This window comes from Sphingorhabdus sp. (genome assembly GCF_023910635.1).
Lineage (GTDB): Bacteria > Pseudomonadota > Alphaproteobacteria > Sphingomonadales > Sphingomonadaceae > Sphingorhabdus_B.
This window is the reverse complement of sequence record NZ_JAAVVZ010000006.1, coordinates 141023-156829: the sequence shown is the minus strand read 5'-3', so window position 1 is coordinate 156829 and position 15807 is coordinate 141023. Positions and strand designations below refer to the sequence as shown.

Sequence of the window (15807 nt, the reverse complement as noted above, 5' to 3'; positions counted from 1 at the left end):
AAGCTGAATGAGGCGCTTGAACCGGCATCCGCATTGTTCGGGGAAGACCCTGCACACAGGACGCCGAGCAGAGGCGCGTTGAGCTAAGAAAATATTGAGCAAAGATACATTAAGTGCGTGCAAGCGGAAATCGGTTGCTACCCCTTTGACCGACAATGTTGTCACTGAAATAAGTGGTTTTTCAGTAGTATATCCATACACCTGCAAATCCTATCAGCTTCGCTTTAACCTACTGTTGCAAAAATGCGACATTGGTCAAATATATTTGTAATTTCGTTCCAACTTATTGCGCAGGTCACGCGTATCCGCCAAAGCGCGGACAATCCGGAAGGTTTCCATCTCGGCGCGCAAACCATTTGCGCGCATTGCGGTCGTGGAAAAGCTAGGGAGTTGAACAGCCAATGGGGCGGCGAGTATACCGCTAAACCATGGCATTAAAGAAGGGGCTACACCGTGAAAAACACACGTATCAGCAAATTGAAATATGCAGCAGCGCCGTTGGCATTGGGCTTGGCGTTGATCTCAACGCCTTCGTTTGCCCAGGATGCCGATGTTGAAGAAGAAGCGGCAGGCGAAATCATTGTAACTGGTTCGCTAATCCAGAACCCTAATGTCGTATCGACGTCGCCTGTAACGGTCGTCGGCGCCGAAGAAATCAGCCTTCGGCAGAGCAACACAGCGGAACAAATATTGCGCGAATTGCCTGGCGTGACTCCAAACCTTGGTGGCAACGTCAATAATGGCCAAGTCGGCAGTGCTCGCGTCGATCTCCGCAACCTTGGTGCAGACCGTAACATCGTCCTTCTTGACGGCCAGCGTCTGGTTCCTTCCAGCTGGTTTGGTGCTGTTGACCTCAACAACATTCCGCTTGCACTTGTTGACCGCGTTGACGTGCTTACGGGCGGTGCTTCTACTACATATGGCGCAGACGCCGTTTCTGGTGTTGTTAACTTCATCACCCGCAAGGACTTTGCTGGCGTTGACTTTGCGGTCAGCCAGCAGCTCAGCGAGAAAGGTGACGGTAACGTATTTCGTGCAGACCTGACGGTCGGTGCGAATTTCGATGACGGCCGCGGTAATGCGGTGTTGAGCATTGGCTATCAGGAAGCTGACCCGATTTATTTTGGTGCGCGCGATACTGGTACATTCGTTATTGGGTCAACCACCGGCTTTGCAGGCGGCGACAGCCCGACATCTGCTCCGACAACATTTTCGTCCGCTGGTTTAGGTACGCTTCAAATCAACCCAACCGGCACGGGGCTTGTTGCTCCTTACGCGCCGTTTAACTTCAACCCATTCAACATCTATCAGACCCCGTTCGAACGGTTTAACTTTTTTGGACAGACAAGGTATGAAGTTTCGGACACTGTAGAGGTCTATTCGCGCGCATTGTTCTCCAAGAACACCGTCAGTTCAATCATCGCTGCTTCGGGTATCTTCGGAAACACGCTTACTATTCCCGGCAACAACCCATATCTGCCTGCGGCGCTTCGCGACCAATTTTGTGTCGCTGCTGGCCTGGCACCGGGCACCGGACCAACTTGCGGTGGAAATGCAGCCATCCCGTTGGGCGCTGTATATCGTCGCTCGGTTGAATTGGGCCCACGCATCAGCACGTATGTAACTCAAGTTTTCGACGTGATGGCCGGCGTACGGCTTAATGTCACCGATAACTTGAAGTTTGATGCTTATGGCTCATACGGTGAGAGTGAAAACGAAGAAACCCGTTCGGGTTATGTCGCTAACTCTCGCGTTCAGCAGGCACTTAATGCAAATAACACAACAACCTGCACGAACACTGCCAATTCCTGCGTACCGCTCAACATTTTTGGACCATCGGGTTCGATCACTAGCGCGCAAGGTGCTTTTGTTGGCGGCGTCACTAGCTCAGTCACAAACGCGGCGTCTTTGGCTCAAGTTCATGCTGTGTTGTCAGGTGATTTCGGGTTCACGATCCCGTCAGCTGCCGAAGCGGTATCGTTCGCAGTGGGTGGCGAGCATCGGGATTATGGTGCGCAGCGCCGTCCTGACAACCTTGCACAGGTTCCAGGTGAATTAGGCGGTGCCGGTGGCGCTGTATTGCCACTTAATGGCGGATTTAGCGTTTATGAAGCCTTTGGCGAGATTAACGTTCCGATCGTATCGGATAAGCCATTCTTCAACGATTTGAGCGTTGAAGCGGGTGTGCGTTATTCCGATTACAGCGTTCGCGCATCCGGAAATCCGTCGTTCACAGCAACTACCTACAAGTTCGGTGGTAACTGGGAGCCTGTCGAAGGCGTTAAGTTTCGTTCAAACTATCAGCGCGCTGTTCGTGCCCCTAACATCGGCGAGTTGTTTAGGCCGGTTGTAACGGGTCTTGATAATTTGTTGATTGACCCATGTGCAGGCGCAGCACCAACGACCAATGCAAATTTGGCCGCAGTTTGCCGGGCACAGGGTGCACCAGCATCATCCGTCACAGGAGGCACAATACTTAACCCAGCAGCGGCTCAAGCTAACGTAACTGGTGGTGGTAACCCGAATATCCGTCCGGAAAAGGCCGCTACCTATTCCTTCGGTCTTGTGTTGCAACCAACCGGCTTCCTGAATGGTCTGACCGCGTCGATTGATTATTATAACATCAAGGTGACCAATGCGATCAAAGAGGCGACGCCCGGCGACATTATCCAGGCTTGCTTCGGCAATATTACGGCGGCTTCGGCAACTGACCCTGCTTGTACCGGAATTCGTCGTAACGCGGTGAACGGTCGTTTGAGCGGAACATCGACCGCGGCAAACCCCATCCCGGGCTTGCCACAACCGCTTACAAACTTGGGTGAATTGGCGACCGACGGCATCGACCTGGTGCTGAACTACAAGGCTGACCTCGGCTTTGCCGATCTGAGTCTTGGTTTCAGCGGCAACTATGCCTTAAGCTCGAAGTTCCAAGCTGCGCCTACTTCAGTCGATCGTGACTGCGTCGGGTATTACAGTGTTAACTGTCTTTCGATCCAGCCCGAGTATAGCTGGAACCAGCGTACGACCTTGTCGTTCGAAAATGTTGATGTGTCGCTGTTGTGGCGTCACCTCTCCAGCGTCGAATATGAAGGTCAAGCCAGTGATGCAGTTACGCGCGGCTTTGCCACAGCGGCGCAGCAAAACTTGTTCGTCGGTGCAATCACCGGTGGCGGAGCGCTGGTCGGTCGTCAGGTGAACTTCAATCGAATCAAAGCGTATAACTATTTCGATCTAGCGGTACGTTTCGACGTCACCGAAAATTTCGAATTAGCTTTCAATGCGTTTAACATTTTCGACAAGCAGCCACCATTGGTTGGTTCGAGCGCAGGTTCGACAGCATATAATGGCGGCAACACTTATCCGTCGACATATGACACCATCGGTCGTCGTTATGGCGCATCGCTTCGCATGAAGTTCTAATAGAACCGATTGATTTAAAAAATGTAGAGGCGGTCCGCGAGGGCCGCCTCTTTTTTGTGACAACACACTTTCTTGCCACTCGGCTCCGTCAGGGTTAACATTCAACATGACATCCACAGAGCTTATCATTAATCGGCTTTTGAACGAGGCACATGAAGCGCGTCAGTCCGGCATGCATGACGTCGCTGCGCAGCGGTTGGCTGCTGCACGTGCGCATGCACCGCACAATGCCATGGTCCTTAATGCCAGCGGCATGCATGTGCTAGCGGCGCAGGATTTTGCCGCTGCAAAGACATATTTCGCTGCGGCCGCTGCTGCCGACCCTATGGCTCCGGCGTTGCTGGTCAACCTTGCTACAGCCTGTCGTGGATTGGGTGATGATCAGGGTGAACGGTTAAGTTTGAAGGCGGCACTGGCCCTTGATCGGCGCGATTTTATTGCCTTGCTACGCCTTGCTGAGCTTGATGAGCGCCAGGGTTTCAATGTGGAAGCTGCCCTGAACTGGAGCGGAATCGTCCAAATGGCGGCGTCAATGTCACAACCACCGCCACTGGTTGTAGACGCGTTGCAACGGGGAACAACCTATCTTTTAAAGCATAATGCGGAGCTCTCCCATCGCGTCGACGAGCAGCTCGGTGAGAAATTGATTGCGATGGGCACCGCTGCACGCCGGGTAAATGCGTGCATTGATCACAGCCTTGGACGCCGACAGATCTACGCCAACAATTGTGAAGGCGTGCATTTTCCCTTCTTGCCCGCAGACGAATTTTTTGACCGACACCATTTTCCGTGGCTAACCGAACTGGAAAAACACACGTCGGCCATCCGGCGGGAAGCGCAAGCACTTTGGGAAAACCGCAATGCTGCCATCAGACCTTATGTACAACTGGAGCCAGGCACGCCTGACAACAAATGGTCAGCGCTCGACAAGAGCGAAGATTGGAGCGCCTGTTTCTTGTGGGAATATGGTGAACGCAATGATGAGATTTGTAATCAATGTCCTGAAACTGCCGCAGCAATGTCTGCCATCCCGCACAACAGGATACCGGGTAAGGCACCAACGGTGTTCTTCTCAATACTCAAGCCTAAATCCCATATTCCAGCGCATACGGGCGTCACGAACACACGTGCTATCATTCATTTGCCATTAGTTATCCCCGACGGGTGCCGATTTCGCGTGGGTGGCGAAACTCGAGAGTGGATTGAAGGGGAGGCATTTGCTTTCGACGATACGATTGAGCACGAAGCGTGGAACGATAGCGATGCACACCGGATCGTCCTGATTTTTGACGTCTGGAACCCTCATATGACCATGGGCGAACGCGAATTGGTCGCTGACTTCTTAACGCTGACAGGCGAACGCGCCCCTAGTTAAGATCTCAGAACGATAACCAGTTACCATCCTCGTCAATTCCCGCCGCATGCATCACTGGCAACAGGTCGTGCTCGTAATTCCGCCAACGGCCTGACGATCGTTGATGCAAAGGTTGCCGAACCTGCCAGGCACTCGCTGTCTTTACAACATTGTTCGTAGACGGGGAACCTTCGCGCCATGTGAGACCGCAATGCTCGACCATGGCGCGCACTTCAGCTTCAGGGCTATGCACGGTCGCATCGTAGCTAAAATCGTGAATGTCGGTGCCATATAATGATTTCCAGTGGGTCATGATTTTGCGGTATTGCGCCAACCAGTGGCCAAGGTGGCCAAGATCCATACTGTAATTGATATCTTCGGAAAAATGCTGGAAAAAAAGCGATACGGCATTGTCTAGCGGCGCGCGATAGCTGTGGACAATTTTGGCATGAGGAAACAGAGTTTTTATGAAGCCGATGTGCAGAAAGTTATCGCATCTTTTGTCCGTGACTTGGCCGGAAACATGGCCATTTGCAGCAAGGCGCGACACGTAATCAAGGCGAATGCTCTCGAGTTCGGCGCGAGTGGCTGTCGCAAGCTTTTCTGGATAGGGCTGCAGATTGCCGCGCACAGTTTCTGGAATAAAGTCATGCTCACCGCCGGCGACTATATCACTGTGACGAGCGAGTAATTGCTCGGCGAGTGTCGAACCAGACCGAAACAATCCGCAGATAAAAACATTTGGTTCCAAACCCTTATCTGCCTTTAGGAGAGGAGGCGGAAGGGTCATGTTGCAAATTGAATCAATTAACTTTTCATGCGCCACTGGATCATATCGCGAAGCTTCCGGCAAAAATCGATGTTGTGCTTGATTGGCGGACGCCGCCAGCGCAAAAGCTTGTTCATGCCGCCCCATAGCATCATATAGGTTGGCCAATCCGAAGGCGATATCAACGGCATCATTGGGCGCTAGCGATGGCAAACGAAGGGCGGCTTCAAGTCGGCCCACTTCAGTCGATACTTTATTTTCAAATGTTGCAATCGCTGCCAGTCGGGACAATGCTCGGCCGCTTTGGGGGTCAATTTGCAGAGCACGTCCATATGCGTAACGAGCTTCCGCGATATTGCCGGTATCTTCGTAAAGTAAACCAAGATTGAGCCAACCTGCGACAAAGACAGGATTCCTCTCTAATGCCGCGTCCAGTTCAGTGCGTGCCTTGTCGTAAGCATTGAGCTGTTCAGTGAAGATTGCAGCGCGGTTCAGATGGGCCTCCTCAGGCCGCTGCACTTTGTGATCGAGTGCGTGCGAATAGCAATCGAGCGCCTCGGGAAATTTCCGCTGGATGCGTAGGGCGTAACCAAGGTTAAACCAAACATCTGCGAGCGAATTATCAATGCCCAGAACGCGGCGATATCCGCTGACAGCGGTTGTGATGTCCCCAGCGTTTAGTGCAGCATCTGCCTGGCGAATTATTGAATGTTTGTCGTCAGCCATTGCAAAATTTCATGCGCATTCTCAGTCTTAATTGCAATCGTTGAGAGGCCACCCTTAGCATATTTGTGGTCTAAGGCCACATTTCGAAGTGCCGCCTATACCGCCAAATTCAACCCCCCATCACCCTCTTCCACCGTCACCGTCGCGCCATCGGGGATGCCGCCGCGTAGCAGCATGTCGGCCAGCGGGTCCTGCAAATAACGTTGGATTGCGCGTTTTAGCGGGCGTGCGCCGTATACAGGGTCATAGCCGACGCGGCCAAGCCATGCTTTGGCTTCGTCTGACAAGGACAAAGTGATCTTGCGATCCTTGAGCAAATTTTGCACCCGCTGCACCTGAATATCGACAATCGGGGCCATATGTTGCGCGCCCAAGCGGTGGAACAATATGACCTCGTCCAGCCGGTTCAGGAATTCGGGCCGGAAATGGCCGCGCACGATTTCCATAACTTGCGGCTCGACCTCTTTCACATCCTGCCCGTCTTCCAACGCGGCCATATGCTGGCTGCCCAGATTGGATGTCAGGATGATGAGCGTGTTGGAGAAGTCCACTGTGCGCCCCTGACCATCGGTCAGGCGGCCATCATCCAAAACCTGCAGCAGGATATTGAATACGTCCGAATGGGCCTTTTCAACTTCGTCAAACAAGACGACTTGATAGGGGCGGCGGCGCACCGCCTCGGTCAGCACACCGCCTTCTTCATAGCCGACATAGCCCGGAGGCGCGCCGACGAGGCGGGCGACGCTGTGCTTTTCCATATATTCGGACATGTCGATGCGGACCATCGCATTGTCGTCGTCGAACAGGAATGATGCGAGCGCTTTTGTGAGCTCGGTCTTGCCGACACCCGTTGGCCCAAGGAACAGGAACGAACCAAGCGGGCGGTTCGGGTCCTGAAGGCCCGCGCGCGAACGGCGCACCGCCTTGGAGACGGCTTCCACCGCGTCCTTTTGGCCAATGACGCGCGCGCCAATAAGCTGTTCCATGTTGAGCAACTTGTCGCGTTCGCCCTCAAGCATCTTGTCCACGGGGATGCCGGTCCAGCGGCTGACGACGCTGGCAATATCTTGCGCGGTCACTTCTTCGCGCAACATCGCATTGCCGGCTGCGGCCACCGCGTCCTCTAGTTGCTTTTCCAGCCCGGGTATTGTGCCATATTGCAGTTCGCCCGCCTTGGCTAGGTCGCCAGACCGCTGCGCCTGCTCCAACTCGATGCGTGCACCATCGAGTAGTTCTTTGATTTTGGCTTCGGCAGAAATCTTGTCTTTTTCGGCCTGCCAACGCTGCGTCAGTTCAAGCGATTGCTGCTCCAGATTGGCCAGCTCACCCTCCAGATTGGTCAGACGGTCCTTGGACGCGGCATCGCTTTCCTTGCCCAACGCTTCGCGTTCAATCTTTAACTGGATGATCCGGCGGTCGAGCGTTTCAATCTCTTCCGGCTTGGATTCCACCTCCATCCGCAGGCGCGACGCCGCCTCGTCCATCAGGTCGATGGCTTTATCCGGCAGGAAACGGTCGGAAATATAACGGTGCGACAAGGTGGCGGCGCTCACCAGCGCACTATCGGTAATACGCACGCCATGGTGCAGTTCATATTTCTCCTTCAACCCACGCAGGATGGAAATCGTGTCCTCGACGGTAGGCTCACCGACAAAAATCGGCTGAAACCGGCGTTGTAGCGCCGGGTCTTTTTCGACATGTTTTTGATATTCATCCAGCGTGGTTGCACCAATGCAGTGCAGTTCACCGCGCGACAAAGCAGGCTTGATGAGGTTGGCGGCATCCATCGCGCCTTCGCCTTTGCCCGCGCCGACAAGCGTATGCATTTCGTCGATGAATAAGATGATGTCACCCTCGGCCTGCTTAACCTCGTCAAGCACACCTTTGAGCCGCTCTTCAAATTCGCCGCGATATTTTGCACCCGCGATCAACGCGCCCATATCGAGTGACAGCAATTTGCGATGCTTCAGGCTATCGGGCACGTCGCCATTGGCGATGCGCAAGGCCAGCCCTTCGGCAATGGCCGTTTTGCCGACGCCGGGTTCGCCGATCAACACGGGGTTATTCTTTGTACGGCGCGCAAGGATTTGGATGGTGCGGCGAATCTCTTCATCGCGACCGATGACGGGGTCCAACTTTCCAGCGCGCGCGACTTCGGTCAGGTCACGCGCAAATTTCTTCAGCGCGTCATAACGGTCCTCTGCGCCCGCAGTATCGGCTGAGCGGCCACCACGCAGTTCGTTGATCGCGGCGTTCAGCCCTTCGGCTGTGACGGCTGCTGCTGCCAACGCCTTGCCTGCTGTGCTGGTCTGCGCAAGCGCTAGCGCGAGCAACAGGCGTTCAACAGTGACATAGCTGTCGCCCGCCTTTTGCGCGACCTGTTCAGCAGCATCGAGCACGCGCACGGCGTCATTGTCGAGGCCGGGGGTCTGCTGCGCGCCGCCGCCGGACACCGCAGGCACCTTCGCAAGCGCCGCATCGGTTTCGCGCAACGCGGTCGCCGCGTCGCCGCCAGCGGCCTTGATCAGGCCAGACGCCATGCCCTGCTCATCCTCCAGCAAAGCTTTTAAGAGATGTTCAGGCCCGATCCGCTGATGACTCATGCGAATGGCAACGGTCTGTGCGCTTTGCAGAAAACCCTTGGCGCGGTCGGTGAATTTTTCGAGGTTCATGCGCTATTTCCTATATTGCCGATGGGGCCTTTGTTCACAAAGACTCCATCTCTACACAGAATGTAATGCGGCATTTTCGCAACACAAGTGCGACGGCCATTCAACGGAAATGCGCGGCTTCCGACATTATCTCCAATTGCGGGCAAGCGCATCCAACAACTGCACGCCCCAGCCCGATGCCCCCTTTGGCGTCACTGGCCCGGACGAGTCCGCCCAGTTGACGCCCGCAATATCAAGATGCGCCCAAGGCACATTTTTGTCGACGAAGAAGCCAACAAAGGTCGCGCCCAGACCTGCGCCCGGTCCGCCGCCCTCAACGATGTTTTTGATGTCCGCAATGTCGGATTTCATATCATCGAGATAGTTTTTGTGGAGCGGCATACGCCAAACTTCTTCACCCGTTGCTGTGCCCGCTGCGGCAATGGCTGCTGCCAACCGGTCGTCACGGCTGAACAGGCCAGCATATTCGTCGTTCAGTGCGCCAACGATGGAACCTGTCAGCGTCGCCATGTTGACCAAAGCGCCGGGTTTTTTGTTGGCGACGATATATTCATTGGCGTCCGCCAATACTAAGCGGCCTTCGGCGTCGGTGTTCAGTATCTCTATGGTTTTGCCGCTCATCGTGCGCACGACGTCGCCGGGACGCTGCGCATTGCTGCCGGGCATATTTTCGGACAGCGCGGCTACGCCGATGACGTTCACCGGTGCCTTCGACTTTGCGAGCGATAACAGTGCGCCCATGATATTGGCTGCGCCGGACATGTCCGCCTTCATTTCCCACATGCCCGCACCAGGTTTCAGCGATATGCCGCCGGTATCAAAAGTAATGCCCTTGCCGACCATCGCCAATGGCGGACCATCGCCAGCGCCGCGATATTCGACGATCATCAGGCGTGATGGGCGGCGCGAACCCTGGCCAACGCCGACCAGCGACCCCATGCCCAATTTGCGCATCATGGGTTCGTCCAACACTTCAATTTTAACATTGGCGGTATTACCAAATGCGGCACGTACACGCTCCACAAAGGTTTCCGGATAGATGACATTAGCAGGTTCAGTCGCCAGGTCGCGGGATAAGGCGACGCCTTCAGCCAAGGCCGCATGGCGCGACTGCCATAAAGCCTCTGCGCTGCCCGCATCGCTGCTGATGATGGTCACTGGGTTCGTGGGCGGCGCTTTACGGTCCACGGTTTTATACCGGTCGAACCGATATTGACCCATGGCATAGCCCAAAGCGGCTGCAGCGGCTTCGTCTTGGTTCAGGCCGCCGGTAATCGTGACCTGCTGGGCTTCATCGCGCAAATCCTGAGCCGCTTTGCCCGATGCGTTGCGGATATGGGTGATGCGGTCGCCCTCCGCGCCAACCCCGCTTAGGACGATGCGCGCATAACCGCCAATGCCGCGTAGCGACAAGGAACTACCCTCTTTGCCTTCAAACTTTGCCGAAGCGATAGCCGCGTTCAAGGCTTGCGTCGTTGCCGCATCAACCATGTTGGCTGGCAACGTCGCATTACGCATCAATATGACCAAAGCGCCGGACGTTGGCGCGGTCGTCGCGAAATTGATTGGCCGTGTTTGCGAATGCGCCGCCGCCGATGGCGATATGCCCGATCCAATCATGTCGGCTTGCGCAAAAGCGGGGGTGATTGTGGCGCTAGCCAGTGCAAGGGTTAAGAAACTGCGATGCATCGGGGGACTATCCTTTCTGAAAATCTTGGTTATGCCGGTTATGTAAGCAAATGAACCGATGTGACAAGGTCTCATTGCAGGGGGAGAGTATAATGCGGAAATTTTTGTGGGCGTCATTGGCGCTTGCGGGTGTCGTTGCGGGTGCAGGCGCTCTGTGGGAGCCGTTGGCGGCCACCGGATATGAAATGCCAGCCCGCACCTACGATGTGGAGATTGTCCGCGATAGCTATGGCGTGCCGCACATCAACGGCAAGACCGATGCCGACACCGCTTACGGCCTCGCCTTTGCCCATGCCGAAGATGATTTTTCGACGATACAGGATGTCGTTGCCATGACGCGTGGGCGCTATGGCGCGCTTGCAGGCTCCGATGGGGCCAAGGTCGATTATGTGCTGCATCTGTTGGGCGCGCGCGAGACGGCTGTGGCGCGCTATATGGAATTGTCGCCGCAGGTCCGCGCGGTGGCAGAGGCATATGCCGCTGGTTTGAACCATTATGTGTCAAAACATCCCGAAGAAGTCCGGCTGTCGAAGCTGTTTCCCGTTACTGGACAGGACATTGTCACAGGCTTCGTGCTGCGCGCGCCATTCTTTTATGGTCTGGATGGTGCCATCGGGGCATTGACCGAAGGCAAACCCCTGCCAAAGGAAAGTGCGCCACCTATGACGCCCATCGGGCGCGATCCAGAAATGAACGGTTCCAACGCCTTTGCAATTGCGCCCAAGCGTATGGCCGATGGCAAGACGTGGCTGATTTCCAATTCGCACCAGCCTTATGAAGGTCAGGTTGCGTGGTACGAAGCCGTTACGCATTCGGGTGAGGGGCTGGACATGGCTGGCGCCTTGTTCCCCGGTTCGCCCTTTGTCCTGCTTGGCCACAACCGTCATTTGGGTTGGACCAATACCGTCAACCGCCCCGACCTGATCGACGTCTATAAACTGGTGATGAACAAGGCTGGCGACCAATATCGTTATGACGGCAAATGGATGCCTTTGTCATCGAAGCGGGTTTGGCTGCCGGTGAAAATCGGTCCGTTCAATTTGCCAGTACCGCAAACGGTATATCGCTCCATCCACGGACCCGTCATCAAAAATGACAAGGGCTATTTCGCTATCCGCTATGCGGGCATCGACAATGTAAAAGTCGTTGAGCAATATTATCGCAATACCAAAGCGACGAATTGGGACGAATGGACCCAATCGATGTCGATTGGCGGCATTCCTGCGACGAATTTCATTTATGCCGACAAGACCGGCCGCGTTGCCTATATTTACAACGCCCTCTTCCCCGACCGTAAGCCGGGATATGATTATACCAAGCTGCTTCCGGGCGATACATCGGCGGCCATGTGGGAGGGGCCAGTTGGCTTTGACCGTTATCCCAAGATTGTGGATCCTGCATCGGGCTTTGTCCAGAACGCCAATAACACGCCGTTTCTGGCCGCAGGGCCGGGGTCGGAAATGGACCCGTCAGCTTATTCGCCGTATCTGGGTATTGAGCGTGGCATGACCAACCGTGGCTTGCGCGCAACCGAGTTGCTGGCCGCCGACACGTCAATCACGCCGTCGGAGCTGCTCGCGATCAAGATGGACATGATGTACAGCAAAAAAAGCTGGGTCGGGGCGTGGATGGCATCCTTTGCCGCGCTTGACCTAAAAGACGCGCCCGAGCTTGCCGAAGCGCAAAAGCTGCTCGCGAGCTGGGATTGGTCAAGCGATGGCAAGGGCCGTGCGGACGCCTTTGCCGAACGCATCATCCGCTTTGGCGCGCGGCCAAACTGGCGCGGGGACAAGATGCCCGATGCCCGTAATACGCTTCAGGAGGCTGTCACAGAGTTCAAAAAACGCTTTGGCCGCATCGACCCGCCGTTGGCCGATATTCAGCGCCTACGGCGCGGCGATGTCGATTTACCGATGCTCGGCGGCAGCGATGCCTTGCGTGCCACAACGATATGGGATGCAGAGCAAGCCGATGGCAAAGCGCGCGTCCGACATGGCGATAGTTACATCATGCTGATGCGATGGGACAAGGACGGCAAGGTGCAATCAGAATCGATCCAGCCTTATGGTTCGGCGACGACCCGCCCCGAATCGCCGCATTATACAGACCAGATGAAATTGTTCGTTGCAGGTGGTTACAAGCCAGTACATTTTGAATGGGCCGACGCCGTCAAAAATGCAAAGCGCCGTTATCGACCCTGAACGCCGTTTGTCGAAAATTCTTCGCTATTACATTGTGTTTGCCTGCGTCGTCGTTATTTCTAGCTGCATTGATTCTTAGCTATAGGAGCAGAATATGATACGTAAACTAACGCTCGCCCTTATGATGTCGGGCTCGGTGATCGCGGCGCAGGCACCCGCCTTTGCGCAATCAGCAGCGCCCGTTTCGAAATTGGTTGAGGCGGTAAATATTCCGCATGAAAAATTCACCCTCGACAATGGTCTGACTGTTTTGGTGCATGAAGACCGCAAGGCCCCCATAATTGCCGTGTCCATCTGGTATGGCGTCGGGTCCAAGAACGAGCCAAAGGGCAAAACGGGCTATGCCCATTTGTTCGAACATATCATGTTCAACGGCAGCGAAAATGCGCCGGGCGACTATTTTGAATATACCAAGAAAATCGGCGCGACCGACCTGAATGGCACCACATGGTTGGACCGCACCAATTATTTTCAAACCGTGCCAACCACGGCGCTGGAATCCGCATTGTTCCTCGAAAGCGACCGTATGGGCTTTTTGCTCAATGCTGTGACGAAGGAAAAACTGGATAACCAGATCGGCGTTGTTTCCAACGAAAAGCGTCAGGGCGACAATGAGCCATTCGGCTTGGTCGAGTACAAGCAGTCAGGGACATTGTTCCCCGTTGGTCATCCTTATCATCATAGCACGATCGGCAGCCTTGAAGACCTGTCGGCGGCTTCGCTGGATGATATGAAGACATGGTTTACCGACCATTATGGCCCGAACAATGCCGTCTTGGTTCTGGCAGGCGACATCAATGCGGCGCAGGCAAAGCCAATGGTGGAAAAATGGTTCGGCAGCATCAAGCGCGGCAAGGAAGTGGCACCCGTTAATGCGCCAATACCAACGCTCGAAAAAGACATCAAAATCGTCATGAAGGACAAGGTGCCGACCACGCGTATTTATCGCAACTGGGTGGTGCCGGGCCTTGCCGACCCCGATGCCAATGCATTGTTCATCGCGATGAGCGCGCTTGGCGGCCTGTCGAGCTCGCGTCTGGATAATATATTGGTGCGTCAGGAACAGAGCGCGGTAGCTGTATCTGCTTACCTCATCCCGTTCGTCCATAGCAGCCTTGTCAACATTCAAGCGGACGTAAAGCCCGGCGGTGATGCCGATGCGGTGGCGAAGCGTCTGGATGAAATCTTGGCCGATTATATCAAAACTGGCCCGACCGCCGAAGAAGTGCAGCGCGTTGCCGCGAGTAACATTGCCGCGCAAATCGACGGCCTTGAACAAGTTGGCGGCTTTGGCGGCAAGGCCGTCGCTTTGGCCGAAGGCGAATTATTTGTGGGGGACTCGTCCTTCTACAAAAAGGAACTCGAACGGCTTGCATCGGCAAAGCCAGAAACGGTGAAGGCCGCGATGCAGAAATGGCTGACGCGCCCGGTGCTTGAAATTCGCGTCGAACCCGGTGAGCGCGAGGCGTATCAAGAAGTCGCCGCAGGATCAGGTAGCCGGACAGGTACGCTGACGGCGCCCGCATTTTATACGCCTCCAGGGGCCGATTATGTATCGATGTCGGCACCCGTCGCCTTTCAGGATCGCAGCAAATTCCCTGAACCGACAGGCACGCCTGCGCTCGATTTCCCGACGGTTGAGGAAGCAACCTTAAGCAATGGCATCAAGATATTCTTCGCACGGCGCGCCGCGGTGCCAACGGTCCGCGTCGCGGTTAGCTTCAATGCCGGGTACGCAGCGGACCCAGCCGACAAGCGCGGCATAGCGTCGATGATGTCGACGATGCTGATGGAAGGCACAACGTCGCTGACCTCAACACAAATTGCCGAAACCGAAGAGAAATTGGGCGCTGACGTCAATGTTGGGTCTTCACTCGACCGGACGGTAGCCAGCCTGCGCGCGGTAAAGCCAAATCTTGGCCTTTCGCTTGATCTGCTTGCGGATGTTATCAAAAATCCGGCCTTTGCGCCCAATGAACTGGAGCGCGTTCGCGTGCAGCAATTGACCCAGATCAGTGCCGAAGACAACCAGCCACAGGGCATTGCCGTTCGCCGCCTGCCGCCATTGCTATACGGCAAGGGCCATCCTTATGGTGGGCCACAAACGGGCAGCGGATATGCAGAAACCGTGGCGAAAATCAGCCGTTTTGATGTTGCCAATTTCCATCAGTCATGGATGCATCCATCGAAGGCGGAAATTTTTGTTGTGGGTGACACCAGCCTGAAAGAAATCAAGCCCATGCTTGAACAGCGTTTTGGCAATTGGAAGCCCGCAGCCGCACCTGCGCCAGCGAAGAATTTCGCTGTGGCAGTGCCAGCGCCTGTATCAAAAATTCTGCTGATTGATCGTCCAAATTCACCGCAATCCTTGGTGCTCGCTGGCCTTGTTCTGGATGCAAAGGGATCGGACGATTTGCTAACCTTGCGCGCGGCGAACGAGATTTTCGGCGGTGACTTCCTGTCGCGTATCAACATGGACCTGCGGGAAACCAAGGGCTGGTCTTATGGTGTGGGCAGCCGAATCTCTGGTGCCGAAGATCGCGTACCTTTCTCCATAGTCGCGCCAGTGCAGACCAACCAGACCGGACCATCGGTCAAAGTGTTGATCGACCAGTTGAAGGACTTTAACGGTGCAAAGCCGGTTACGCCGGACGAACTTGAAAAAACGATCAAGGGCAACGTCCTTGAACTGCCCGGCAGTTATGAACAATCGTCGGCGGTGCTTGGACAAATGCAGGCGGATCGTTTGAACAAACGGCCATTTGATTATGCCGAAACGGTTGCAGCCAAATATACTGCGATGACGGCCAAGGCATTGAATGACGCAATGCGGGTCAAGGTGGATCCATCCAAGATTACTTGGCTTGTTGTCGGCGATGCGGCGAAGGTAAAACCCCAGTTGGAAGCGCTTGGATTACCAATTGAAATGGTGAAGGAAGCTGCTAACACCAGTGCAAGCAACAATGCTAAATAAGG

General features: G+C 55.0%; 8 protein-coding genes. 4 read left to right on the top strand and 4 right to left on the bottom strand.

Annotation, left to right across the window (positions count from 1 at the left end):
• Positions 1-255: 255 nt before the first annotated feature.
• Entirely contained in the window at positions 256-435 is a 180-nt protein-coding gene (locus HEQ34_RS05495) for a hypothetical protein (RefSeq protein WP_296198520.1), read from the bottom strand.
• 18 nt (positions 436-453) lie between these two features.
• Between HEQ34_RS05495 and HEQ34_RS05490 the strand changes: the two genes are divergently transcribed.
• Together HEQ34_RS05490 and HEQ34_RS05485 are read left to right on the top strand one after the other, a co-directional pair.
• Positions 454-3420, top strand: coding sequence for a TonB-dependent receptor (locus HEQ34_RS05490; protein ID WP_296198518.1), 2967 nt, complete (start codon positions 454-456; stop codon positions 3418-3420).
• 106 nt (positions 3421-3526) lie between these two features.
• Positions 3527-4795, top strand: a complete 1269-nt coding sequence (locus HEQ34_RS05485) for an aspartyl/asparaginyl beta-hydroxylase domain-containing protein (RefSeq protein ID WP_296198516.1) — start codon at positions 3527-3529, stop codon at positions 4793-4795.
• 4 nt (positions 4796-4799) lie between these two features.
• On the opposite strand, the gene HEQ34_RS05480 is transcribed toward HEQ34_RS05485, so the two are convergent.
• From HEQ34_RS05480 to HEQ34_RS05470, 3 genes are all read right to left on the bottom strand, one after another.
• Positions 4800-6269 carry a sulfotransferase gene (locus HEQ34_RS05480; RefSeq protein ID WP_296198513.1) on the bottom strand — a complete coding sequence of 490 codons (1470 nt, stop codon included), beginning with the start codon at positions 6267-6269 and terminating at the stop codon, positions 4800-4802.
• A 95-nt stretch (positions 6270-6364) separates the two neighbouring features.
• Entirely contained in the window at positions 6365-8941 is a 2577-nt protein-coding gene (clpB, locus tag HEQ34_RS05475; protein ID WP_296198511.1) for an ATP-dependent chaperone ClpB, read from the bottom strand.
• A 126-nt stretch (positions 8942-9067) separates the two neighbouring features.
• Entirely contained in the window at positions 9068-10630 is a 1563-nt protein-coding gene (locus tag HEQ34_RS05470) for a leucyl aminopeptidase (RefSeq protein ID WP_296198507.1), read from the bottom strand.
• Between the two features lie 92 nt (positions 10631-10722).
• Between HEQ34_RS05470 and HEQ34_RS05465 the strand changes: the two genes are divergently transcribed.
• Positions 10723-12831: a penicillin acylase family protein gene (locus HEQ34_RS05465; RefSeq protein ID WP_296198505.1), complete on the top strand. Its 2109-nt coding sequence runs from the start codon at positions 10723-10725 to the stop codon at positions 12829-12831.
• 94 nt (positions 12832-12925) lie between these two features.
• The gene (locus tag HEQ34_RS05460) at positions 12926-15805 is read left to right on the top strand and encodes a pitrilysin family protein (protein ID WP_296198501.1); all 2880 of its coding nucleotides are present in this window, start codon (positions 12926-12928) and stop codon (positions 15803-15805) included.
• Positions 15806-15807 lie beyond the last annotated feature (2 nt).

Excerpts from the sequence above, each read along its gene's own strand:
- HEQ34_RS05495 (WP_296198520.1), bottom strand. The coding sequence starts at position 435 with ATGCCATGGTTTAGCGGTATACTCGCCGCCCCATTGGCTGTTCAACTC.
- HEQ34_RS05485 (WP_296198516.1), top strand. The coding sequence starts at position 3,527 with ATGACATCCACAGAGCTTATCATTAATCGGCTTTTGAACGAGGCACAT.
- HEQ34_RS05480 (WP_296198513.1), bottom strand. The coding sequence starts at position 6,269 with ATGGCTGACGACAAACATTCAATAATTCGCCAGGCAGATGCTGCACTA.
- clpB (WP_296198511.1), bottom strand. The coding sequence starts at position 8,941 with ATGAACCTCGAAAAATTCACCGACCGCGCCAAGGGTTTTCTGCAAAGC.
- HEQ34_RS05470 (WP_296198507.1), bottom strand. The coding sequence starts at position 10,630 with ATGCATCGCAGTTTCTTAACCCTTGCACTGGCTAGCGCCACAATCACC.
- HEQ34_RS05465 (WP_296198505.1), top strand. The coding sequence starts at position 10,723 with ATGCGGAAATTTTTGTGGGCGTCATTGGCGCTTGCGGGTGTCGTTGCG.
- HEQ34_RS05460 (WP_296198501.1), top strand. The coding sequence starts at position 12,926 with ATGATACGTAAACTAACGCTCGCCCTTATGATGTCGGGCTCGGTGATC.